Source organism: Litorisediminicola beolgyonensis (assembly GCF_042679605.1).
Lineage (GTDB): Bacteria > Pseudomonadota > Alphaproteobacteria > Rhodobacterales > Rhodobacteraceae > Litorisediminicola > Litorisediminicola beolgyonensis.
The window spans coordinates 49,262-70,539 of record NZ_JBHTMU010000010.1; the positions used below are offsets into that span (position 1 = coordinate 49,262).

The following is a 21,278-nucleotide window of genomic DNA, read 5'->3' on the forward strand; positions in this document are numbered from 1 at the left end:
CGCCCCGCTCAGAGATCCTTCACCAACCGAAGCGCATCGTAGATCGCCGCGTGGGTGTTGCGCGCCGAGACCGCGTCGCCGATCCGGAAGAGCTGGAACTGCCCTTCGGGATTGCGGCTCACGGTCTGCGGACGCCCGGCAATCAGCGCCTCCTGGTCGACCGCGCCGCCGTTGGAACTGAGCGGCTTCAGCTCGTGATAGAGATCGTCGAGCGGCAGCGTGCCGTAGTTCACCACGACCTGATCGTATTCGGCCTCGTAGCGGTGATCGCTGTAATCCGTGCCGATCACCGCGATCAGGCGGTTGCCATCGCGGCGCACGTCGACCAGCCGCCGCGTGACGGTGAAGGTCACGTCCTTGTCCTGCAGCGCGCGCATGTAGGGCACGAGGTTCATGCCCATGATCTCGGGCGCGAAACTGCGATCGGGCGTCATCACCTCGACCGACGATCCAGCCGCCGCCGCCAGTTCCGCGGCCTGAAGCGCGGGATGATCGCCCGCCTCGTCATAGATCAGCACCCGCTGCGCGGGCTTCACGTCGCCCGAGATCAGGTCCCAGGCGGTGACGACATGCGCGGCCTCGCGACCGCTCTCGTAGAGCTCGGTATTGGGCATGCCGCCGGTGGCGACGATCACCACGTCGGGCTCGATCGCGGTCACGTCCTCGGCCTCGGCCCAGGCGCTGAAGCGAAACTCCACGTCGCGGGCGGCGCATTGCGCCATGCGCCAGTCGATGATCGAGATCATCTCGCGCCGCCGTGGCGATTGCGCGGTCAGGCGCACCTGCCCGCCCGGCTCGGCGGCGGCCTCGAAGACGGTGACGGCATGCCCGCGCTCGGCGGCGACCCGCGCCGCTTCAAGCCCGGCGGGACCGGCGCCCACGATCACCACGCGCCTCGGCGTTTCGGAGGGCGCGATCTCGTGCGGCATGGTCAGCTCGCGCCCGGTCGCGGCGTTGTGCAGGCAGAGCGCGTCGCCCGCCTGGTAGATCCGGTCGAGGCAGTAGGTCGCGCCGACGCAGGGCCGGATGTCGTGCTCGCGGCCCTCGACGATCTTCCTGACGATATGCGGATCGGCCATGTGGGCCCGGGTCATGCCCACCATGTCGAGAAGCCCCTCGGCCACCGCATGGCGCGCGGTCGCGACATCGGGGATCTTGGCGGCGTGGAAGGTCGGCATCCCGGTCGCCCGGCGCACCGCGCCCGCGAAATCGAGATGGGGCGCGTTCTTCATGCCCTGCACCGGGATCACGTCGGTCATCGCCGGATCGGTATGGATGCGACCGCGAATGACGTTGAGGAAATCGACCTGGCCGGTCTCGGCCAGCCGCTTCGAGATCTCGACGCCCTCCTCGGCGCTGATCCCGCCCTTCTGCGCCTCGTCGGCGGTGTAGCGGAACCCGACGATGAAATCGTCGCCCACGCGCTTGCGGACCGCCGCCAGAACGTCGAGCGGAAAGCGCAGGCGGTTCTCCAGCGTGTCGGCGCCGTAGGGGCCGGTCAGGTCGTTGGTGAGCGGCGACCAGAACTGGTCGAGGAGGTGCCCGTAGGCCTGTAGCTCGATCCCGTCCATGCCGCCCTCCTTCATCCGCTCGGCGGCATCGGCGAAATCGGAGATGATCCGCTCGATATCCCAATCCTCGATCAGCTTCGGAAAGGCGCGATGCGCCGGTTCGCGATGCTTCGAGGACGAGACCGAGGGCAGCCAGTCGCCCTTGTTCCAGCCGGTGCGGCGCCCGAGATGGGTGAGCTGGATCATCACCGCGCAGCCATGCTCGTGGCAGCCATCGGTCAGGTGGCGGATCCACGGCACCACCTCGTCCTTGTAGGCGAGGATGTTGTTGAAGACCGGCGGACTGTCCCGCGACACCGCCGCCGAGCCCGCCGTCATCGCCAGGGCCACCCCCGCCTTCGCCCGCTCGGCGTGATAGGCGCGGTAGCGGTCCTTGGGCATCCCGTCCTCGGGATAGGCCGGCTCGTGGCTGGTGGTCATGATCCGGTTGCGCAGCGTCAGATGCTTGAGCTGGTAGGGCTGGAGAAGCGGGTCCTTCGACATGCGCGATCCTTTCCGGCTGGCGACTCGGGCGCGCGTCAGCCGCCCGTGAACACTCGTGTCGCGCCAATTGACATATGTGTCAAGTCGCGATATCCGAGGTGCATGACAATCCAGGATCCCACCCTCGCCCGCAGCACCGAAGAGGCCTGGCTCGCCGCCGCCTACGAGGTCCTGACCGAAAGCGGTGTCGAGGCGGTCAAGATCATGCCGCTCGCCAAGCGCCTCGGGCTGACCCGCACCGGGTTCTACTGGCATTTCAAGGACCGCGACGCGCTGCTCGAGGCGATGATCCGGCATTGGGAAGACACCAATACCGGCAATCTCGTCGCCCGCTGCGAGGCCTATGCCGAAACCATCGCCGAGGCGGTGCTGAATCTCTTCGACTGCTGGTTCGATCCTGCGCTCTTCGACGGGCCGCTCGATCTCGCGATCCGCAACTGGGCGCGCAACGATGCGGGCCTGCAGGCGCGGCTCGACCGGGCCGACGCCCGCAGGCAGGCGGCGATCGAGGCGATGTTCGCGCGCTTCGGCTATCCGCCCGCCGAGGCCGAGATCCGCGCGCTGACGATGATCTACACGCAGATCGGCTATATCTCGATGCAGGTCACCGAAGACCCCGCGCAGCGCTTCGGGCGTGTCGCCCGCTATGTCGAGGTCTTCACCGGCCGTCGCCCCTCCGAGAGCGACCTGCGCCGGTTCCACGCCCGCCACGGCACAGCCCTGCCCGACGGGGCCACCGATGACGACTGACAGCGGCCGCGGGCTTTGGGAGGCGAGCCTGTCCGACCCGGTCGAGGCGCCGCCGCTGACACGCGACGTGACGGTCGATCTCGCCATCATCGGCGGCGGCTTCACCGGCACCGCTGCCGCGCTCGAAGCGGCGCGGCAGGGTGCGTCGGTCGCGCTTCTGGAGGCGCAGGAGATCGGCCATGGCGGATCGGGCCGCAATGTCGGGCTGGTGAATGCCGGGCTCTGGCTGCCGCCCGAGACCATCCTCTCACGGCTGGGCGAGGCCGCAGGACGGCGGCTGATCGAGGCGCTCGGGGCCGCGCCGGACCGGGTCTTCGAGATCATTAACCGCGAGGACATCGCCTGCGAGGCCACCCGGAACGGCACGCTGCACCTGGCGCATGCGCCCTCGGCGCTCTCCGACCTCCGCGACCGGCAGCGACAGGGCAATGCGAGCGGCGCGGCGCTGAGACTGCTCGATGCCGAGGAAACCCACCGCAGGACCGGTGCGCGCGGCTTCGCGGGCGCGCTGCTGAACCCCGCCGCCGGGACGATCCAGCCGCTCGCCTATTGCCATGGGCTCGCGCGCGCCGCCGTCCGGTGCGGCGCGCAGGTCTTTGCCCGGAGCCCCGTGACCGCGATGCGCCATGACGGGGCATGGCATCTCGAGACCCCCGGCGGTCGAGTGCGCGCCGACAAGCTGCTCATCGCGACCAATGCCTATCCTGAGGGCGCAGCCCGCGCGAGGCGCCCACAATTCGCGGCGCTCTCCTACGTTCAGTTCGCCACCGCGCCGCTGCCGCCGGAAGTGTCCGAGACGATCCTCCCCGGTGGCGAGGGCTGCTGGGACACCGGGCTCGTCATGTGCTCGATCCGCCGCGATGCGCGCGGACGGCTGATCCTCGGGGGGATGGGAGACGCGCGCGGTCTCTCGGCCCGCGTCCATGCGGGATGGGCGCGCCGCAAGCTCGCCGCGCTCTACCCCGCGCTCGCCCATGAGCCCTTCGAACACGCCTGGTCCGGCCGGATCGCGATGACCTCGGATCACTTGCCGCGCATCACGACCCCCGGTCCTAACAGCCTGTCGATCTTCGGCTATTCCGGCCGCGGCATCGGCCCCGGCACCGTGCTCGGCACCGAGGCCGCGCGGGCGCTTCTGGGTCTCATCGCGCCCGAGGACCTGCCCGTGCCGGTCATGGCGGACTATGCCGAACCGCTGGCCGCCGCGCGGAGCGCCGTCTACACCACGGGCGCGGCCCTCGTTCACGCGATCTCCGCCTGGCGGCGCTGACGCGGCGCGCGGCTAGCGCGGCCCAAGATCCGCCAGCACCTCGGAAATCTGCTCCATCTGCGGCCCGAACGGGCTGGTCCGCCGCCAGACGAGCCCGATCTGACGGGTCGCCACGGGAGCAGGCAGCCGCGCGACCGAGACATTGGCCGAGCGGGTCTCGAGAGAGATCGCCATCTCGGGGATGAGCGTCACGCCCATGCCCGCGCCGACCATCTGCACCAGCGTCGAGAGCGAGCTCGCCTCGAGATGCCGCCCCGGCGAGACCGAGGCCAGGTCGCAGTAACTCAACGCCTGATCGCGGAAACAGTGCCCTTCTTCCAAGAGAAGAAGCCGCATCGTCGCGAGGTCCTTGGCCTCGGGCACTGGGCGCCCGCCGTCGGCGGCAGGGCGCAGAAGCACGAACTCCTCCTCGAAGAGCGGACGGGCGGTGAGCCCCGGATCGTCGAGCGGCAGCGCCAGGATCGCGGCATCGAGACCGCCCTGCCCGACCCCGTCGAGCAGCGTCTGGGTGACCGCCTCTCGCGGGTGCAGCTCGAGCCCCGGGTGGCTCGCCGCCAGTCGCCGCACGATCTGCGGCAGGAGATAGGGCGCGACCGTCGGGATCAGGCCCAGAGGGAACGGCCCGCTCAGCGCCCCGCCATGGGCCCGGGCAACGTCCTCCAGCTCGTCGACCGCGGCGAGAATGGATAGGACCCGCTCGGCGATCTCGACGCCGAGACCGGTCAGCCTAGTTTGGCGGTTGCCGCGCTCGACCAGGGTGGCGCCCAGCGCCTGCTCGAGCTCCTTGATCTGCAGCGACAGCGCAGGCTGGGAAATCGCGCAGGCTTCGGCGGCATGACCGAAATGGCGATGCTCGGCGAGGGCATGGAAATAGCGCAGGTGGCGCATCGAGACACGGGCCATGGGAGCTCCTGAAGGCAACGAGAAAAACTTATCGCTTCGGTAAGAATTCTCAAATTCTCATTATGGCCACGGCTTGATAGGGTCACCTCAGAATCATTCTAAAACGGAGGATCCCATGGACGGGAACGATCAGCCGACAGGCGGCAAGTGCCCGGTGATGCATGGCAGCATGACCGAAACCGGGGCGAGCGTGCTGGATTGGTGGCCGAACGCGCTCAATCTCGACATCTTGCACCAGCACGACAGCAAGACGAACCCGATGGGCAAGGATTTCTCCTATCGCGACGCGGTCAAGAAGCTGGATTACGACGGGCTCAAGGCCGACATGAAGGCGCTCCTGCAGGAAAGCCAGGAGTGGTGGCCGGCCGATTGGGGCCATTACGGCGGCCTGATGATCCGTCTCGCCTGGCACGCCGCGGGCACCTACCGCCTGGCGGATGGCCGTGGCGGCGGCGGCACCGGCAATATCCGCTTCGCGCCCCTGAACTCCTGGCCGGACAACGCCAGCCTCGACAAGGCGCGGCGTCTCCTGTGGCCGCTCAAGAAGAAATACGGCAACAAGGTCAGCTGGGCCGACCTGATCATCCTCTCGGGCACCGTCGCCTACGAGACGATGGGCCTCAAGACCTTCGGCTTCGGCTATGGCCGCGAGGATATCTGGCACCCCGAGAAGGACATCTACTGGGGCGCCGAGCGTGAATGGCTGGCCCCGTCCGACACGCGCTACGAGTCCGTCGAGAAGCCCTCGACCATGGAGAACCCGCTCGCCTCCGTGCAGATGGGCCTGATCTACGTGAACCCCGAAGGCGTGAACGGCAATCCCGATCCGGCCGAGACCGCCAAGCAGGTGCGCGAGACCTTCAAGCGCATGGCGATGAACGACGAGGAAACCGCCGCGCTGACCGCGGGCGGCCACACCGTCGGCAAGTGCCACGGCGGCGGCGATGCCAATGCCCTGGGCGCCGAGCCCGAGGGTGCGGGCGTCGAGCATCAGGGCCTCGGCTGGTTCAACCCGAACCTCGACGGCAAGGCCTCGAACGCCATCACCGGCGGCCCCGAGGGCGCGTGGACGACGAACCCGCTCGTGTTCGACATGGGCTATTTCGACATGCTCTTCGGCCATGAATGGGAGCTCACCGAGAGCCCCGCGGGCGCCAAGCAGTGGAAGCCCGTCGACATCAAGGAAGAGGACATGCCGCTCGACGCCTCCGATCCGTCGAAGCGCCGCATGCCGATGATGACCGACGCCGACATGGCGATGAAGGTCGATCCCGTCTACAACGAGATCTGCCAGAAATTCATGGCCGATCCGGAGTATTTCAAGGACACCTTCGCGCGCGCCTGGTTCAAGCTGACCCACCGCGACATGGGACCGAAGAACCGCTATGTCGGCCCCGACGTGCCCGCCGAGGACCTGATCTGGCAGGATCCGGTCCCCAACGGCCCGACCGGATGGGACGTGGACGCGGTCAAGGCGAAGATCGCCGACAGCGGCCTCACGCTCTCCGAGATGGTCTCGACCGCTTGGGACAGCGCCCGGACCTATCGCGGCTCGGACATGCGCGGCGGCGCCAATGGCGCGCGCATCCGTCTCGCGCCGCAGAAGGACTGGGAGGGCAACGAGCCCGAGCGTCTGGCCAAGGTGCTGGGCGTGCTGGAGCCGATCGCCAAGGACGCGGGCGCGAGCCTCGCCGACGTGATCGTTCTGGCGGGCAATGTCGGTGTCGAGCAGGCGGCCAAGGCCGCGGGCCACGAGATCGCCCTGCCCTTCACCCCCGGTCGCGGCGACGCGAGCGCGGAAGAGACCGATGCCGAGAGCTTCGACGTGCTCGAGCCGGTCGCCGACGGGTTCCGCAACTGGATGAAGGCCGATTACATCGTCGAGGCCGAGGAACTCCTTCTCGACCGGGCCCAGCTTCTGGGTCTGACCGCGTCCGAGATGGTCGTTCTCCTGGGCGGCATGCGGGCGATGGGCACCAATCACGGCGGCAGCGCGCATGGCGTTCTGACCGACCGCGAAGGGGCGCTGACGACGGACTTCTTCGTCAACCTGACCGACATGGCCTATAGCTGGCACCCGACCGGCAAGAACGTCTACGAGATCCGCGATCGCAAGACCGGCGAGACCAAGTGGACCGCCACCCGCGCCGATCTGGTCTTCGGTTCGAACTCGGTGCTGCGCGCCTATGTCGAGCTCTACGCCCAGGACGACAATGCCGGGAAATTCGTCGAGGATTTCGGCGCGGCCTGGACCAAGGTGATGAATGCCGACCGCTTCGATCTGATCTGATCGGTTCGGACACGCAAACGAAAGGCCCCGCGCGATCCGCGCGGGGCCTTTTATTTTCAAACGATTAGAGCGCGATTTTCGCGCGCCGCCTTAACCGGCGTAGCGCGCGAGCGTCGCTTCCGTGCCCTCGGCATAGAGATCGGTGAGCCAGCGCGCGAAGGCATCGGCGAAGGCCGAATGACTGCCCAGATCGCCGTAGATCCCGCGCTGCTCCAGCCAGGCCGCGGGACGCTCCCTGGCCTCGAGCGCTGCCGCGTTCAGCTGGCCCCAGATAGGGTCGTTGGGCTCGATCGTCGAGCCGTCCTCGCGCGTGCCCGCGCACATCCGCGCCCAGAGCGCCTGGCTCAGGGCGAACCCCTCGACCGGTGTGTTCGCCTTCAGCGCCTCGCGAATGGTCGGCAGCAGGAAGCCGGGATGCCGCGAGGAGCCGTCGAAGGCGACGCGGCGGGTGGTGTCGCGGATCTCGGGGTTCGAGAAGCGGCGGTCGATCAGGTCGAGATATTCCTCGGGCGTGCGCCCCGGCACCGCGGCGACATGGGGCGCGATCTCTTCGGCCTCGATCTTGCGGAAAAAGGCGCGGATGCCCTCATGCGCCATGCAGCCCGAGATCGTCTCGATCCCGAGGATCTCGCCGGGATTGGCGATGATCTGGTGGCCGCCGTTCAGCATGCGGATCTTCATCGCCTCGAAGGCGTGGACATCGTCGGTGAAGGTCGCGCCGACCTTGTCCCAATCGGGCCTCCCCGCGCAGAACGCGTCCTCGATGACCCATTGGCGGAAGTTCTCATGAGTGACCGGCGCCTTGTCGTCGATGCCGAACTCGCGCGCGAGCGCCAGTTCGGACGGGCCGGTCGCGGGCACGATGCAATCGACCATCGAGTTCGGAAAGCTCGCATTGGCGTCGATCCAGTCGGCGAGTTCGGGATCGGAGAGCCGCGCGAGACCCACGACCGTGGCGCGCAGGATGTCACCGTTGCCCTGGAGGTTGTCGCAGGAGAGGCAGGTGAACGGGCCGGTCCCGGCGTCGCGCCGCTGGCGGAGCGCCGCGACCATCGCGCCAAAGGCGGTGCGCGGCGCATCGGGCGTCTCGGCATCGTGGCGGATATCGGCGTGATCCGCGTCGAAGCCGCCATCCGCGTCGCGGTAATAGCCGCCCTCGGTCACGGTCAGCGCGACGATGCGGATATGGGCGTCGCTCATATGCGCGACGAGCGGCGCGTTGCCCTCGGCCACCGGCACGAAGCCGATCATCGAGCCCGTCACCTCGGCGGATTTGCCCGAGGGGTCGAGCTCGATCAGCGTGGTCAGGCAGTCCTGCTCCAGAAGCCGCTCGCGCTGCTGGGCGTCGGCGGGGCGCACGCCCGCGCCGATGATCGCCCAATCCTGGGCGAGCCCCTCGTCCATCAGCCGGTGCAGATACCAGGCCTGATGCGCGCGGTGGAAATTTCCCAGACCGATATGCACGATGCCGGGCTTGAGCGTGCTCCGGTCGTAGCGCGGCACGCGCACCTCCGGCGGCAGCTGATCGAGGGTCCGGTTCGAAAGCGCGACGGGCATCGGGGCCTCCTTGGGGTTTTCGTTGGTCTGGCAGTGGACGGACAGCACCGACGCCGTCAGCTCATCCACTGTCCGCCATCGACATTATAGGTCTGGGCGACGATGTAGCGCGCCTCGTCGGTGGCAAGGAAGATCGCCATTCCGGTGAGGTCCTCGGCCACGCCCATGCGCCCGAAGGGCACGCTCTCGCCGACCTCTTTCTTCTTCTGGCCGGGCGCCTTGCCCTCGTATTTCGCGAAGAAGGCGTCGACCCCGTCCCAATGCTCGCCATCGACCACGCCGGGCGCGATGGCGTTCACGTTGATGCCGTGCTGGATCAGGTTCAGGCCCGCCGACTGGGTGAGCGAGATCACCGCGGCCTTGGTGGCGCAATAGACGGCGACCAGCGCCTCGCCGCGCCGCCCGGCCTGGCTCGCCATGTTGATGATCCGGCCGCCCTCTCCGCGCTCGATCATGTGGCGCGCCACCGCCTGGAGCGTGAAGAGCGTGCCGCCGACATTGATGTCGAAGACGCGGGCGTAATCCTCGCGGGTGATCTCGACGATGGGCGCGGCGGTGAAGAGCGCGGCGTTGTTGATCAGGATGTCGATCCCGCCCAGGGCCGCGACCGTGTCGGCCACACCGGCGTCGATGCTGGCCTGGTCGGTCACGTCCATCACCACCGGATGCGCGCCGATCTCGGACGCCGTCTCGCGCACCCGGTCGGCGGCGATGTCGGCGATGGCGACGCGCGCACCCTCGGCGATATAGGCCTCGGCGAAGGCACGTCCGATGCCGCGGGCCGCGCCGGTGATCAGCGCGGTCTTTCCGTCCAGTCGGCTCATGCGATGCGCAGCCCGTTGCCGTCGAAGCGGACGATCTTGTCCTCCTGCGGGGCCAGGCGGATAGTATCGCCCGCCTTGTAGGAGACCTCGCCCGGGGCGCGGATGGTGATCGTCTCCGCGAGACCGGTGTCGTGGACATGGAAGAACGTGTCGCTGCCCAGATGCTCGGAGACACCGACCCGGCCCTCCCAGGGGCCGTCGCCGACGGTGATGTGCTCGGGCCGGATGCCGATGGTCTGGGCCTCGTGCTTCTTGGCCTCGGCGCCCTCGATGAAGTTCATCTTTGGGCTGCCGATGAAGCCTGCAACAAACAGGTTGCGCGGGCTGTGATAAAGCTCGAGCGGGCTGCCCACCTGCTCGATATGGCCGGCACGCAGGACCACGATCTTGTCGGCCATGGTCATCGCCTCGACCTGGTCGTGGGTCACGTAGATCATCGTCGTCTTCAGACGCTCGTGCAGCTCCGAGATCTCGAGCCGCATGCCGACGCGCAGCGCCGCGTCGAGGTTCGAGAGCGGCTCGTCGAAGAGGAACGCCGCCGGTTCCCGCACGATGGCGCGGCCGATCGCGACCCGCTGACGCTGGCCGCCTGAGAGCTGGCCGGGACGGCGGTCGAGATAGTCGGTGAGGTTCAGCACATCGGCGGCGCGCTCGACGCGCTTGTTGCGCTCCGCCTCGTCGAGACCCGCCATCTTGAGCGGGAACGCGATGTTCTTGCGCACGCTCATATGCGGATAGAGCGCGTAGGACTGGAACACCATCGCCAGGCCGCGCTTGGCGGGCGGCAGGTCGGTGGCGTCGGTGCCGTCGATCCGGATCTCACCCGAGCTGACATCCTCCAGCCCCGCGATCAGCCGCAGAAGCGTGGACTTGCCGCAGCCCGAGGGGCCGACGAAGACAACGAACTCGCCATCCTCGATGGTCAGGTCCAGCGGCGGAATGACTTCGACATCGCCGAATTTCTTCTGAACCTTATCAAGCGTGATACGTCCCATCGAAGGTCTCCTTATTTCACTGCGCCGAAGGTCAAGCCGCGGACAAGCTGCTTCTGCGAGAACCAGCCCATGATGAGGATAGGTGCGATCGCCATTGTGGAGGCGGCCGACAGCTTGGCGTAGAACAGGCCTTCGGGGCTCGAGTAGCTCGCGATGAAGGCCGTGAGGGGCGCCGCTTTCGCGGCGGTCAGGTTGAGCGTCCAGAACGCCTCGTTCCAGGCGAGGATCACGTTCAGAAGGACCGTCGAGGCGATGCCGGGGATCGCCATCGGCGTGAGCACGTAGAGGATCTCTTCCTTCAGCGTCGCCCCGTCCATCCGCGCGGCTTCGAGGATCTCGCCCGGGATTTCGCGGAAATAGGTGTAGAGCATCCAGACGATGATCGGCAGGTTCACCAGCATCAGCACGATGGTCAGGCCGAACCGGGTGTCGAGGAGGCCGAGATTGATGAAGATCAGGTACATCGGGTAGAGCACGCCGACCGCGGGAAGCATCTTGGTGGAGAGCATCCACAGAAGGATGTCCTTGGTCCGCTTCGAGGGCACGAAGGCCATCGACCAGGCCGCGGGCACCGCGATGATGATGCCGAGGATCGTGGAGCCACCGGCGATGATGATCGAGTTCCACAGGAAGCGCATGTAGTTCGAGCGCTCCTGCACGACCGAGTAGTTCTCGAGCGTCCAGTCGAAGAACAGGAAGACCGGCGGGTCCGAGATCGCCTGCGCTTCGGTCTTGAAGCTCGTCAGCACGGTCCAGAGGATCGGGAAGAAGATCAGGAGACCGACGGACCAGGCGGCGATGGTGGTGAGCGCCTTGCGGCGGGTGGTGACGGCACGGGCCATGTCTATCTCCTCCTCAGGCGTCGAGGTTCTTGCCGACGATCCGCATCAAGAAGATCGCGACGATGTTGGCGAGGATGACGGCGTAGATGCCCCCGGCGGATCCCAGGCCGACGTTCTGACTTTCGAGAACGCGCTGGTAGATGAGGTAGGTCAGCGTTCGCGTGCCGAACGAGCCCTGCGTGGTGACGAAGATCTCCGCGAAGATCGACAGAAGAAAGATCGTCTGGATCAGCAGCACGACGGTGATCGCGCGGCTCAGGTGCGGCAGGATGATGTAGCCGAAGCGCGACAGCGCCGAGGCGCCGTCCATCTCGGCCGCCTCGAGCTGCTCGCTGTCGAGCGACTGGATCGCGGTCAGAAGGATGAGCGTCGCGAAGGGCAGCCATTGCCAGGACACGATCAGCACGATCGAGAAGAGAGAGGCCTCGGAGAGCCATGAGACCGGCTCGGCCCCGAAAAATTTCCAAAGATGCGCGAAAAGACCGTTCACGGGGTCCATGAACATGTTCTTCCAGACCAGCGCCGACACGGTGGGCATCACGAAGAAGGGCGCGATCACGAGGATCCGGACGACCCCCTGCCCCCAGAACGGCTGGTCGAGGAGCAGCGACAGGAGCACACCGAAAATGATGGTGATGAAGAGCACACCGCCCACGATCACCAGCGTCGCCTGGACGCTGGGCCAGAAAGCCGATGAGGTGACGAAGCGGACGTAATTCTCGAACCCGACGCCGCCCAGATCGCCGCCTCGCAGCGGCAGGTACTGCCGGAACGAGAACCAGAGCGTCATCGTCAGCGGCACGAGCATCCAGCCGAGCAGCAAAATGACGGCGGGTGCCATCATGATGCGGGCGGCGGATCGGGAATGCTGGGTGGCCATGGGTGTCTCCTCCTCCGTTCGGCGCCCTCGCTGTCGAGGCGCACGCGCAGGTCAGCCCTGATCGGTCAAATCGGGATAACCAAGATCCGGGGGACGGTGTCCCGCCCCCCGGATGAAGTGGCTCAGTAGCCGGCCGCTTCCATTTCGTCGGCGACCATCGTCTGGGCCTTGGACAGCGCCTCCTCCGGCGACTGCTGGCCCGCGACCATGGCGGAGAACTCCTGGCCCGCGGAGGTGCCGATACCCGCCCATTCCGGGATCGCGACATACTGGATGCCGACATAGGGCACCGCCTCGACGGTCGGGTTGTTCGGGTCCGCGGCGTTGATCGAGCGCAGGGTCATGTCCGCGAAGGGCACTTCCTTGTAGTTCTCGTTCTCATAGAGCGAGGTGCGGCTGCCCGGAGGCACGTTCGCCCAGCCCTCTTTCTCGGCCACGAGCGCGAGATACTCCTTGGAGGTCGCCCAGTTGATGAACTCCTTGGCGGCCTCTTCCTGCTGGGTGCCGGCGGGGATCGCCAGGGCCCAGGCCCAGAGCCAGTTCGCGCGCTTCTCGACACCTTCCTTGTTCGGCGCGAGCGCGAAGCCGACGCTGTCGGCCACGGTCGAGTCGCTGGGGTTGGTCACGAAGGACGCAGCCACGGTGGCGTCGATCCACATGCCGCACTTGCCCTGCTGGAACAGCGCGAGGTTCTCGTTGAAGCCGTTGGTCGAGGCGCCCGGAGGGCCGTAGTTCTCGAGCAGGCTGTTGTAGAAGTTGACCGCTTCCGACCAGGCTTCGCTGTCGAGCTGCGGCGTCCAGTTCTCATCGAACCAGCGTGCGCCGAAGGAGTTGGCGACGGTGGTGATGAACGCCATGTTCTCACCCCAGCCGGCCTTGCCGCGCAGGCAGACGCCGTAGATCTCGTTGTCCTTGTCGGTCATCGCCTCGGCGGCGGCTTCGATGTCGGACCAGGTCGGCTCTTCCGGCATTTCCATGCCAGCGGCTTCCAACAGGTCGGTGCGATACATCACCATCGAGCTCTCGCCGTAGAACGGTGCCGCGTAGAGCGTGCCGTCATGGCTGAGACCTGCGCGCATGGCGGGCAGGATGTCGTCGGCATCGTAGCTCTCGGGCAGGTCGTCGAGCGCGACGAGCCAGTCCTGAGCGGCCCAAATCGGCGTCTCATACATGCCGATGGTCATGATGTCGAACTGGCCGCCCTGTGCGGCGATATCCTGGGTGACGCGCTGACGCAGCACGTTCTCCTCAAGCGTGACCCATTCGACGGTGTGGCCGGTCTTTTCGGTGAAATCGTCGGTCAGGCCCTGCATGCGGATCATGTCGCCGTTGTTCACGGTGGCGATGGTCAGCTCTGCGGCGGCGGCGGCAGTGCCGAGACCGAAGACCAGACCGAGGCATGCGGCCGACCCCATAAGGGTGCGCGTGGACGTCATAGGTTCCTCCCGTTTTTGCGTTTACGCGTGTCAAAACTAGGGCGAAACAGGGCACACGTCAACGAAAATTGTTTCCGGAAACCTCTCTGCGGCGCAGCATTGTTTCCACCTCAGGCCGATTCACGAATTTTTAGCGTCCCAGGAAACAATTCCACCGAGTGGTCGAACTCGGATTTTTGCCCCGCGATCTTGGCGATCACCCGGTCCACCGCGGCCCGCCCGATGGCGTCGAGATCCTGCGCGACGGTGGTCAGCGCGGGCACCGTGAAGGGGCAGAGCGGATAGTCGTCATGCCCCGCGATCCGCAAGCCTCCCCGCCTCTGGCTGCCCGGCGACAGCCCGTGTCGCGCGGCGGCGCGCAAGGCCCCGATGGCGACCCGGTCATTGGCGCAGAGGATCGAGCTTTCGGTGAAATCGCCCCGGGCGAAAAAGGCGCTGAGCGCCGCCTCGCCATGCGCCTCGTAGTGCCAGCCCTCGGCGATCAGCTCGGTCCCGATGATGCGCGGCTCGAGCCCCTTCTCGGCCATCGCCTCGAGGTAAATCTGCTCGTGCTGGAAGGCGTTGAAGTTCACGCGGGGCATGGCCAGGAAGACCGGAGGCTCCCCCACGCGGGTCAGGTAATTCAGGATAAGACGCATGCTTTCGGCATGGGCGGTCCCGACATAATCCACGTGCATCAATGGCTTAGGTCGCGTGTCAACCAAGACGTAAGGCAGCCGTCGATCCAGCCGCTCCTGCGCCTCGGTATTGGTCTGATTGCCGAGAGGCGCCACGATCGCGCCGTCCACATTCATCGACATGAAGGTTTCGACCGCCCGTGCCTCGACCCTCGGATCGGCGTGGGAGCACTGGGTGATGACGGTGAACCCGGCCTCCATCGCGGCGGTCTCGATGCCCTGCATGAGCTTGGTGAAAAAGAGGTCGTTGAGGTAGGGAATGATCACGCCGATCATGCCCGTGGACTTCCGGTTCAGACGCGTGGCGAAGAAGTTCGGGACATACTCGACGCGCTCCAGCCCGCGCTCGATCCGCTCGACCGACGACCGGCTGACCTTGGCCGGATCCTGGAAGTAGCGCGACAGCGTCGGACGCGACACGCCGATCTCGGCGGAGAGCTGCTCCATCGTGTGGATGCGCGGCTTGCGCTCGGCGCCCCCCGCATCCTTTCCCATTCCGACCACACGCGCCTCCCAGTAAATTTACAGATGTAAAACTTTTGTCGCGAGCGGATGTAAAAATCAAGCCCCAAGTCCTTGGACCTCCCGGCTTGCGCCTCCCGGGGCGCCTCCGCCCCCTGCCCCGCGCGCACGGTCGACACACGCCATCTTCAGACCTGACCGCTAATGTCGTAGCACCAGTCGCGGATCAGAGAGCGGTCTCGCAGCCCGGAGCGGCGTTCGGCCCTTGCCAAGGCGGCCGATCCAGTCTATCGCGCGGGCTTCGTGACGGGGTGACAGCCTTGGAGGCACCCCACCCAGCTAATGGAGACTTAAAATGGCTGAAGAAATTCCTGATCTTCACGCCCAGGAACGGACGGGGACAGGCAAGGGCGCCGCTCGTCAAGCCCGTCGTGACGGCATGGTTCCTGGCATCGTATTCGGCGGCGACGCCGACCCGCTTCCCATCCAGATCCCGTTCAACGAGCTTCTGAAGAAGCTCAAGGCCGGACGCTTCAAGTCGACCCTCTTCAACATGAAGGTCGACGGCCAGGACGACGTGCGCGTGATCTGCCGCGACGTGCAGCGCGACATCGTCAAGGACCTGCCCACGCATGTCGATTTCATGCGCCTGCGCCGGACCTCGAAGATCAACCTCTTCATCCCCGTCGAGTTCGTCGGCGAAGAGACCTCGCCCGGCATCCAGAAGGGTGGCGTGCTCACCGTGATCCGTCCGGAGATCGAGCTGATCGTGACCGCGGGTGACATCCCCGAGAAGGTCACCGTCGACATCTCCGCGCTCGAGATCGGCGACAACATCTCGATCAGTCAGGTGACGCTGCCCGAAGGCGCGAAGCCGACGATCGACCGCGACTTCGCGATCTGCAACGTCTCTGCTCCGTCCGGCCTTCTGGCCGCCGGCGACGAGGACGAAGAGCCCGCCGAGACCGAGGTCATCGAACAGACCGACGAGACCGTCGAGGCAGAGCCCGAAGAGGGCAACTGATCCCGGCATCCCGGTTCAGGGAAACGCGACGGCCCCGCCCCATCGGCGGGGCCGTTTGCGTTGGCGCTCAGGCTCGCCTATCTCTGGGCGGAACGACAGGGAGCGGGACATGAAACTCTTCGTGGGGCTGGGCAATCCCGGGCGCGACTATGCCGGACATCGCCACAATATCGGCTTCATGGCGCTCGACCGGATCGCCGAGGATCACGGGCTCGGGCCCTGGAAGAGCCGGTTTCAAGGTCAGGTGGCCGAGGGGCGTCTGGGCTCGGAGAAGGTGCTGCTCCTGAAGCCCGCGACCTACATGAACCGCTCCGGCCAGGCGGTCGGCGAGGCCGCGCGCTTCTTCAAGATCGACACGCCCGATATCTGCGTCTTCCATGACGAGCTCGACCTCGCGCCGGGGCGGCTCAAGGTGAAATCCGGCGGCGGGCATGCGGGCCATAACGGGCTCCGGTCGCTGCACGCGCATGTGGGCGACAGCTATCAGCGCGTGCGCATGGGGATCGGGCATCCCGGGCGCAAGGAACTGGTCTCGGGCTACGTGCTGCACGATTTCGCCAAGGCGGAGCAGGAGTGGCTCGACGACCTGCTCCGCGGCATCTCGGACGGGGCCCCGGCGCTGGCCGAGGGCGATGCGGCGGGGTTCATGAACAAGGTGGCGCTCCGGGTCAGCCCGCCCCGGAACGAGGGGCGCGGCAAGGCGACCGAGGCGCCTCAGGCGGCGCGGGAGCCCGCGGCGGAGAGCCCTTCGGCAGAGGACACGCGCTCGCCCCTCCAGAAACTTGCGGATCGGTTTCGGTGATGGAAAAAGACCCTGAGATCAACGTGTTCGGGGGCGACCTGAAACCGTGCTCCTCCGATCCCCTGACTGGGTTTTTCCGGGACGGGCATTGCAATACCTGCGCGGCGGATCAGGGCAGCCACACGGTCTGCGCGGTGATGACGGCGGAGTTCCTGGCCTATTCGAAATATGTCGGAAACGACCTCTCCACGCCCCGGCCCGAGTTCCGCTTTCCCGGACTAAGACCCGGAGATCGTTGGTGTCTTTGCGCGGCGCGCTTCCTGCAGGCGCAGGATGAGGGCTGCGCGCCGAAGGTCGATCTGGAGGCCACGCATATCCGCGCGCTGGACATCGTGCCGCTGCATATCCTCGAGGCGCACGCGATCTGAAACTTGCCCATGGGCAAGAAGAAGGTACAAACCCGTCAATTCGACCCCCTGTTTTGTACGCGGTCTGCGGTTTTCCGGCGTGATTTGTACAAATCCCGGATCGGCCCCAGGCGGACCGGATCAGGCCGCGTCGTCGCGCGCCGGTGAGGTCAGCGGGCCGTCCATCAGGGCGTCTATGAAGAGCGACAGAAGCTGCGGGCGACCCGTCACGCCGGCCTTGCGATAGATCGCGTTGGTCTGCGCCTTGACCGTTCCTTCCGAGGTTTGGCGCAGCGTCGCGATCTCGGCGGTCGAGAGCCCCTTGATGCAGAAGAGCGCGACGTCGCGCTCGGCGGGCGTCAGGCCCCATTCGTCGAATCGGTCCTCGATCAGCTCGCCGAAAGCGCCGGAGGCGAGCCGCAGGCTCTCCTCGGCGCGGTGGCGGGCGCGCAGGCTCCAGGCCAGAAGGAGCGCCGTGGCGATCACGCCGAGGATGAGGCCGAGCGCGGCGCCGATCTCGATCATCTCGTACAGCGCCCAGGAAATCGGTTCGGCCCGGAGGCCGAGGAGGCTCGACAGGAACTCCCACAGGAAGAAGGTCGCGCAGGCGATCTGCAGCGCCAGAAGCAGGGAGAAGCCGAGCCAGACCTTCACAGGCCGGGATCCGAGGGGTCAGTCGTCGTCATCGTCATCGTCGTCGCTGTCGCGCCCGGATCCGGAGCCGGAACTGTCGCGATCGTCGTCATCGTCGTCGTCGTCGCGCCCCGATCCGCGACCGGAGCTGTCGCGATCATCGTCGCGGTCGTCATCCCGGTCGTCGTCGCGATCATCGCGATCATCGTCCCGGTCGTCGCGGTCATCGTCATCGTCGCGATCGTCGTCCCGGTCATCGCGATCGTCGTCGCGGTCGTCCCGGTCGTCGCGATCCTCCCGGCTGCCCGAGCGGTCGTCGCGGTCATCGCTGCGGTCGATATAGTCGCGCAGGATCGCCCCGGTGGTCGGGTTGAGGATCACCTCGCGCCGCCCGATCCGGCTGGTCGAGACGATCCGGATCCGCCCGAGCCAGGTGCGGCTGATGCGGAAATTGTTGAAGCCCTGCTGGCGCAACTGGCGCACGACCTGTTCGGTCGCGTCCTGCGCCGCAGCCGGTGACCCGGCTGCGGCGAGCGCCAATGTGCCCAACAGGAAGGCGCGGCGCTTCATGGCCTGCCCTGCCAGAGGTCAGTCGTCGTCGTCATCATCGTCGTCGTCATCGCCTCCGCGGTCACGATCCCGGTCCCGGTCGCGTCCGCCACGGTCGTCGTCATCATCATCGTCATCGTCGTCATCGTCATCATCGTCGCGACCGCGGTCATCGTCATCATCGTCGTCACGATCATCGTCCCGGTCGTCGTCATCGTCATCATCATCGTCGTCGTCGTCATCGTCGTCGCCGCGACCGCCGTGATCGTCATCGCGATCATCATCGTCGTCGTCGTCATCATCGTCATCGTCGTCATCATCGTCGTCCCGGCCGCGTCTGTCATCCCCGTCGAGGAAGTCGCGGTTCTCGGAGCGCACCTGGACGCCGGAGCGCCCGGCATCGTCGCCGGCCGCTTCCCATTCCTGCTTGAGGATCTGGCCCGTGGAGCGGTCGTAGACGACCTCGACCTTGCGGTCGCCGCGCACGGCCTCGACCTTGGTCTGGCTGACGCCGTTCTTGATCTCGATGAAACCGAAGCCCTTGGAGGTCAGGTCCGCGACGATCTGGTCGCTGAACGCATCGGCGGTGGCCAGGGTGGCGCTGAGCATCAGCGCCCCTGTGGCGAGCAGGAAGGGTCTTTTCATGGGTCTGTCTCCTCTCAGTGACACGCGTGGGGCACATGCGTCGGGCGCGGCCCCGTCGTGGTGTCATGAGACCCCCACAATCGGGGTCCGGCTATAGAGGAGCGGTTTAGGGAGGCCCGCGTAAACCCCTGGTCCGCGGGCCTAAACCTGAGTTTATGGAGCTGTCGCTCAGCCCATCTCGACGCCGAGCGCCTTGGCGACGGTGAAGATGTCCTTGTCGCCCCGGCCGCACATGTTCATGCAGATGATGTGGTCGCGGGGCAGCTTAGGCGCGATCTTCATCACATGCGCCAGCGCGTGGGAGGGCTCGAGCGCGGGTATGATGCCCTCGGTCTCGCAGCAGAGTTGGAAGGCCTCGAGCGCCTCCTTGTCGGTGATCGCGACATATTCGGCGCGGCCGATATCGTGCAGCCAGGCATGCTCGGGGCCGATGCCGGGATAGTCGAGACCGGCGGAGATCGAGAAGCCCTCGAGGATCTGGCCGTCATCGTCCTGCAGAAGGTATGTGCGGTTGCCGTGCAGCACGCCTGGGCGCCCGCCGGTGAGCGAGGCGCAGTGCTCCATCTTCTCGTTGACGCCCTTGCCGCCGGCCTCGACGCCAATGATCGAGACCTCGGTGTCGTCGAGGAACGGGTAGAAGAGGCCCATCGCGTTCGAGCCGCCGCCGATGGCGGCGATGATGGTGTCCGGGAGACGCCCCTCGGCGGCCATCATCTGCTCTTTCGCTTCCTTGCCGATGATCGACTGGAAGTCGCGGACCATGGCCGGGTACGGGTGCGGACCCGCGACCGTGCCGATGCAGTAGAACGTGTCGCGGACATTGGTGACCCAGTCGCGCAGCGCGTCGTTCATCGCGTCCTTGAGCGTGCCGCGGCCCGAGGTGACGGGCACGACCTCGGCGCCCAGAAGGCGCATGCGGAAGACGTTGGGCTGCTGGCGCTCCACGTCGTGGGCGCCCATGTAGACCACGCATTTCAGGCCGAACTTGGCGCAGACGGTCGCGGTCGCGACGCCGTGCTGGCCCGCGCCGGTCTCGGCGATGATGCGGCTCTTGCCCATGCGGCGGGCGAGGATGATCTGGCCCAGCACGTTGTTGATCTTGTGCGCGCCGGTGTGGTTCAGCTCGTCGCGCTTGAGATAGACCTTGGCGCCGCCGAGATGCTCGGTCAGGCGCTCGGCGTAGTAGAGCGGGCTCGGGCGGCCGACGTAATTGGTCCAGAGATCCTGCATCTCGTCCCAGAAGCTCTGGTCGGTCTTGGCGTGCTCGTATTGCGCCTCGAGTTCCAGGATCAGCGGCATCAGCGTCTCGGACACGAAACGCCCGCCGAAATCGCCAAAGCGGCCCTTTTCGTCGGGGCCGGTCATGAAGCTGTTCACCAGATCGTCCATCGGAGCCTCCTGTCGCCTGTCGTGACGCCTGTGAATAGGCGCTTGGGCCGGTGGTTTCCAGCGCGAAATCGGCCGCCGGGCCGCGCGTGTTCCCTTTCGCCGCGACACGGGCTAGAGGATGCGGGAGACCACGGCAAAGAGGGGTGCGGGCCATGCAGATCGCGGAACTTGACGGGGTGCGGCTGCACTACCGGGTGGATGGCGATCCCGACGGCGCGCCGGTGGTCTTCGCCAATTCGCTCGGCACCGATCTGAGGCTCTGGGACCCGGTGCTGCCGCATCTGCCGAAAGGTCTGAGGCTCATCCGCTACGACAAGCGCGGGCACGGGCTGTCCGATTGCCCGAGCGGGCCCTACAAGATGGGCGCGCTGGTGACGGATGTGGAGCGGCTCCTGGACATGCTGGGCGTGCGCGACGCGATCTTCGTGGGCCTGTCGATCGGCGGGATGATCGCGCAGGGGCTGGCGGCCAAGCGGCTCGACCTGGTGCGCGCGGTGGTCCTGTCGAACACCGCCGCCAAGATCGGCACGCGCGAGATGTGGGACGAGCGGATCGCGCAGGTCAAAAGCCAGGGCATCGCCGCGATGTCGCAAGGCATCCTCGAGCGGTGGTTCGCCGCGCCGTTCCGCGAGACGGCCGAGTTCCACCTCTGGAAGAACATGCTCGAACGCCAGCCCGCCGAGGGTTATGCGGGCTGCTGCGCGGCCATCGCTGGCACGGATTTCATCTCCTCGACCTCGGGCCTCCGGCTGCCGCTTCTGGGCATCGCGGGCAGCGAGGACGGCTCGACCCCGCCGGACCTGGTGCGCGAGACCTGCGATCTGGTGCCGGGCTCCGAGATGCGGTTGATCCGCGGCACCGGCCACCTGCCCTGTGTCGAGAAGCCAGAAGAGTATGCCGAGATCCTGACCGGGTTCCTGCGTGCGCAGGGCGTGGCGGCATGATGCGG

20 protein-coding genes are annotated in these 21,278 nt (G+C 66.7%); 7 read left to right on the forward strand and 13 right to left on the reverse strand.

Translation table 11 applies throughout. The features are described 5' to 3' along the window. Window positions 1–8: 8 nt before the first annotated feature. Window positions 9–2,054 carry an oxidoreductase gene (locus tag ACFQ4E_RS07680; protein ID WP_386802358.1) on the reverse strand — a complete coding sequence of 682 codons (2,046 nt, stop codon included), beginning with the start codon at window positions 2,052–2,054 and terminating at the stop codon, window positions 9–11. Window positions 2,055–2,156: 102 nt separating this feature from the next. On the opposite strand from ACFQ4E_RS07680, the gene ACFQ4E_RS07685 reads away from it, so the two are divergent. Then, entirely contained in the window at window positions 2,157–2,804 is a 648-nt protein-coding gene (locus ACFQ4E_RS07685) for a TetR/AcrR family transcriptional regulator (RefSeq protein ID WP_386802359.1), read from the forward strand. Further along, a complete protein-coding gene (locus ACFQ4E_RS07690; RefSeq protein WP_386802360.1) occupies window positions 2,794–4,074 on the forward strand; it encodes an NAD(P)/FAD-dependent oxidoreductase in 1,281 nt (426 codons plus the stop codon). The genes ACFQ4E_RS07685 and ACFQ4E_RS07690 overlap by 11 nt, the downstream gene beginning before the upstream one ends. Before the next feature lie 12 nt (window positions 4,075–4,086). Here the strand turns inward: ACFQ4E_RS07690 and ACFQ4E_RS07695 are convergent, their stop codons facing one another. Beyond that, on the reverse strand, window positions 4,087–4,977 hold the full coding sequence (locus ACFQ4E_RS07695; RefSeq protein ID WP_386802361.1) for a hydrogen peroxide-inducible genes activator: 891 nt from the start codon (window positions 4,975–4,977) through the stop codon (window positions 4,087–4,089). A 115-nt stretch (window positions 4,978–5,092) separates the two neighbouring features. Here ACFQ4E_RS07695 and katG point away from each other — a divergent pair, with 115 nt between their 5' ends. Beyond that, a complete protein-coding gene (katG, locus tag ACFQ4E_RS07700; protein WP_386802362.1) occupies window positions 5,093–7,267 on the forward strand; it encodes a catalase/peroxidase HPI in 2,175 nt (724 codons plus the stop codon). 90 nt (window positions 7,268–7,357) lie between these two features. Here the strand turns inward: katG and ACFQ4E_RS07705 are convergent, their stop codons facing one another. The 7 genes from ACFQ4E_RS07705 to ACFQ4E_RS07735 form a co-directional block, all read right to left on the reverse strand. Continuing rightward, on the reverse strand, window positions 7,358–8,824 hold the full coding sequence (locus ACFQ4E_RS07705) for a mannitol dehydrogenase family protein (protein WP_386802363.1): 1,467 nt from the start codon (window positions 8,822–8,824) through the stop codon (window positions 7,358–7,360). A gap of 56 nt (window positions 8,825–8,880) precedes the next feature. After that, window positions 8,881–9,648, reverse strand: coding sequence for an L-iditol 2-dehydrogenase (locus ACFQ4E_RS07710; RefSeq protein ID WP_386802364.1), 768 nt, complete (start codon window positions 9,646–9,648; stop codon window positions 8,881–8,883). After that, a complete protein-coding gene (locus tag ACFQ4E_RS07715) occupies window positions 9,645–10,643 on the reverse strand; it encodes an ABC transporter ATP-binding protein (RefSeq protein WP_386802365.1) in 999 nt (332 codons plus the stop codon). The genes ACFQ4E_RS07710 and ACFQ4E_RS07715 overlap by 4 nt, the downstream gene beginning before the upstream one ends. Window positions 10,644–10,654: 11 nt before the next feature. Next, window positions 10,655–11,485: a carbohydrate ABC transporter permease gene (locus ACFQ4E_RS07720; protein WP_386802366.1), complete on the reverse strand. Its 831-nt coding sequence runs from the start codon at window positions 11,483–11,485 to the stop codon at window positions 10,655–10,657. Window positions 11,486–11,498: 13 nt separating this feature from the next. After that, the gene (locus ACFQ4E_RS07725; RefSeq protein WP_386802367.1) at window positions 11,499–12,365 is read right to left on the reverse strand and encodes a carbohydrate ABC transporter permease; all 867 of its coding nucleotides are present in this window, start codon (window positions 12,363–12,365) and stop codon (window positions 11,499–11,501) included. A 122-nt stretch (window positions 12,366–12,487) separates the two neighbouring features. Next, a complete protein-coding gene (locus tag ACFQ4E_RS07730; protein ID WP_386802418.1) occupies window positions 12,488–13,780 on the reverse strand; it encodes an ABC transporter substrate-binding protein in 1,293 nt (430 codons plus the stop codon). A gap of 131 nt (window positions 13,781–13,911) precedes the next feature. Then, window positions 13,912–14,973, reverse strand: a complete 1,062-nt coding sequence (locus ACFQ4E_RS07735) for a LacI family DNA-binding transcriptional regulator (RefSeq protein ID WP_386802368.1) — start codon at window positions 14,971–14,973, stop codon at window positions 13,912–13,914. A gap of 322 nt (window positions 14,974–15,295) precedes the next feature. On the opposite strand from ACFQ4E_RS07735, the gene ACFQ4E_RS07740 reads away from it, so the two are divergent. The 3 genes from ACFQ4E_RS07740 to ACFQ4E_RS07750 all read left to right on the forward strand — a co-directional run bounded on the left by ACFQ4E_RS07740 (window position 15,296) and on the right by ACFQ4E_RS07750 (window position 17,134). After that, a complete protein-coding gene (locus ACFQ4E_RS07740) occupies window positions 15,296–15,964 on the forward strand; it encodes a 50S ribosomal protein L25/general stress protein Ctc (RefSeq protein WP_386802369.1) in 669 nt (222 codons plus the stop codon). Window positions 15,965–16,073: 109 nt separating this feature from the next. After that, complete coding sequence (gene pth, locus ACFQ4E_RS07745; protein ID WP_386802370.1) at window positions 16,074–16,766, forward strand: aminoacyl-tRNA hydrolase; 693 nt, start codon at window positions 16,074–16,076, stop codon at window positions 16,764–16,766. Continuing rightward, the gene (locus ACFQ4E_RS07750; RefSeq protein ID WP_386802371.1) at window positions 16,766–17,134 is read left to right on the forward strand and encodes a DUF2237 family protein; all 369 of its coding nucleotides are present in this window, start codon (window positions 16,766–16,768) and stop codon (window positions 17,132–17,134) included. The genes pth and ACFQ4E_RS07750 overlap by 1 nt, the downstream gene beginning before the upstream one ends. 120 nt (window positions 17,135–17,254) lie before the next feature. On the opposite strand, the gene ACFQ4E_RS07755 is transcribed toward ACFQ4E_RS07750, so the two are convergent. The 4 genes from ACFQ4E_RS07755 to trpB form a co-directional block, all read right to left on the reverse strand. Continuing rightward, a complete protein-coding gene (locus tag ACFQ4E_RS07755; RefSeq protein WP_386802372.1) occupies window positions 17,255–17,767 on the reverse strand; it encodes a helix-turn-helix transcriptional regulator in 513 nt (170 codons plus the stop codon). A gap of 18 nt (window positions 17,768–17,785) precedes the next feature. Then, the gene (locus tag ACFQ4E_RS07760; protein ID WP_386802373.1) at window positions 17,786–18,316 is read right to left on the reverse strand and encodes a hypothetical protein; all 531 of its coding nucleotides are present in this window, start codon (window positions 18,314–18,316) and stop codon (window positions 17,786–17,788) included. Window positions 18,317–18,334: 18 nt separating this feature from the next. Beyond that, window positions 18,335–18,940 (reverse strand): PepSY domain-containing protein, encoded by a 606-nt coding sequence (locus ACFQ4E_RS07765; RefSeq protein ID WP_386802374.1) that lies wholly within the window; start codon window positions 18,938–18,940, stop codon window positions 18,335–18,337. Between the two features lie 168 nt (window positions 18,941–19,108). Beyond that, window positions 19,109–20,329 (reverse strand): tryptophan synthase subunit beta, encoded by a 1,221-nt coding sequence (gene trpB, locus ACFQ4E_RS07770; RefSeq protein WP_386802375.1) that lies wholly within the window; start codon window positions 20,327–20,329, stop codon window positions 19,109–19,111. Window positions 20,330–20,481: 152 nt separating this feature from the next. On the opposite strand from trpB, the gene pcaD reads away from it, so the two are divergent. Beyond that, the gene (gene pcaD, locus ACFQ4E_RS07775) at window positions 20,482–21,273 is read left to right on the forward strand and encodes a 3-oxoadipate enol-lactonase (RefSeq protein ID WP_386802376.1); all 792 of its coding nucleotides are present in this window, start codon (window positions 20,482–20,484) and stop codon (window positions 21,271–21,273) included. The last annotated feature ends 5 nt before the right edge of the window (window positions 21,274–21,278 follow it).

Coding starts and splice junctions, on each gene's coding strand:
- ACFQ4E_RS07680 (WP_386802358.1), bottom strand. CDS start 2,054: ATGTCGAAGGACCCGCTTCTCCAGCCCTACCAGCTCAAGCATCTGACG.
- ACFQ4E_RS07685 (WP_386802359.1), top strand. CDS start 2,157: ATGACAATCCAGGATCCCACCCTCGCCCGCAGCACCGAAGAGGCCTGG.
- ACFQ4E_RS07690 (WP_386802360.1), top strand. CDS start 2,794: ATGACGACTGACAGCGGCCGCGGGCTTTGGGAGGCGAGCCTGTCCGAC.
- ACFQ4E_RS07695 (WP_386802361.1), bottom strand. CDS start 4,977: ATGGCCCGTGTCTCGATGCGCCACCTGCGCTATTTCCATGCCCTCGCC.
- katG (WP_386802362.1), top strand. CDS start 5,093: ATGGACGGGAACGATCAGCCGACAGGCGGCAAGTGCCCGGTGATGCAT.
- ACFQ4E_RS07705 (WP_386802363.1), bottom strand. CDS start 8,824: ATGCCCGTCGCGCTTTCGAACCGGACCCTCGATCAGCTGCCGCCGGAG.
- ACFQ4E_RS07710 (WP_386802364.1), bottom strand. CDS start 9,648: ATGAGCCGACTGGACGGAAAGACCGCGCTGATCACCGGCGCGGCCCGC.
- ACFQ4E_RS07715 (WP_386802365.1), bottom strand. CDS start 10,643: ATGGGACGTATCACGCTTGATAAGGTTCAGAAGAAATTCGGCGATGTC.
- ACFQ4E_RS07720 (WP_386802366.1), bottom strand. CDS start 11,485: ATGGCCCGTGCCGTCACCACCCGCCGCAAGGCGCTCACCACCATCGCC.
- ACFQ4E_RS07725 (WP_386802367.1), bottom strand. CDS start 12,365: ATGGCCACCCAGCATTCCCGATCCGCCGCCCGCATCATGATGGCACCC.
- ACFQ4E_RS07730 (WP_386802418.1), bottom strand. CDS start 13,780: ATGGGGTCGGCCGCATGCCTCGGTCTGGTCTTCGGTCTCGGCACTGCC.
- ACFQ4E_RS07735 (WP_386802368.1), bottom strand. CDS start 14,973: ATGGGAAAGGATGCGGGGGGCGCCGAGCGCAAGCCGCGCATCCACACG.
- ACFQ4E_RS07740 (WP_386802369.1), top strand. CDS start 15,296: ATGGCTGAAGAAATTCCTGATCTTCACGCCCAGGAACGGACGGGGACA.
- pth (WP_386802370.1), top strand. CDS start 16,074: ATGAAACTCTTCGTGGGGCTGGGCAATCCCGGGCGCGACTATGCCGGA.
- ACFQ4E_RS07750 (WP_386802371.1), top strand. CDS start 16,766: ATGGAAAAAGACCCTGAGATCAACGTGTTCGGGGGCGACCTGAAACCG.
- ACFQ4E_RS07760 (WP_386802373.1), bottom strand. CDS start 18,316: ATGAAGCGCCGCGCCTTCCTGTTGGGCACATTGGCGCTCGCCGCAGCC.
- ACFQ4E_RS07765 (WP_386802374.1), bottom strand. CDS start 18,940: ATGAAAAGACCCTTCCTGCTCGCCACAGGGGCGCTGATGCTCAGCGCC.
- trpB (WP_386802375.1), bottom strand. CDS start 20,329: ATGGACGATCTGGTGAACAGCTTCATGACCGGCCCCGACGAAAAGGGC.
- pcaD (WP_386802376.1), top strand. CDS start 20,482: ATGCAGATCGCGGAACTTGACGGGGTGCGGCTGCACTACCGGGTGGAT.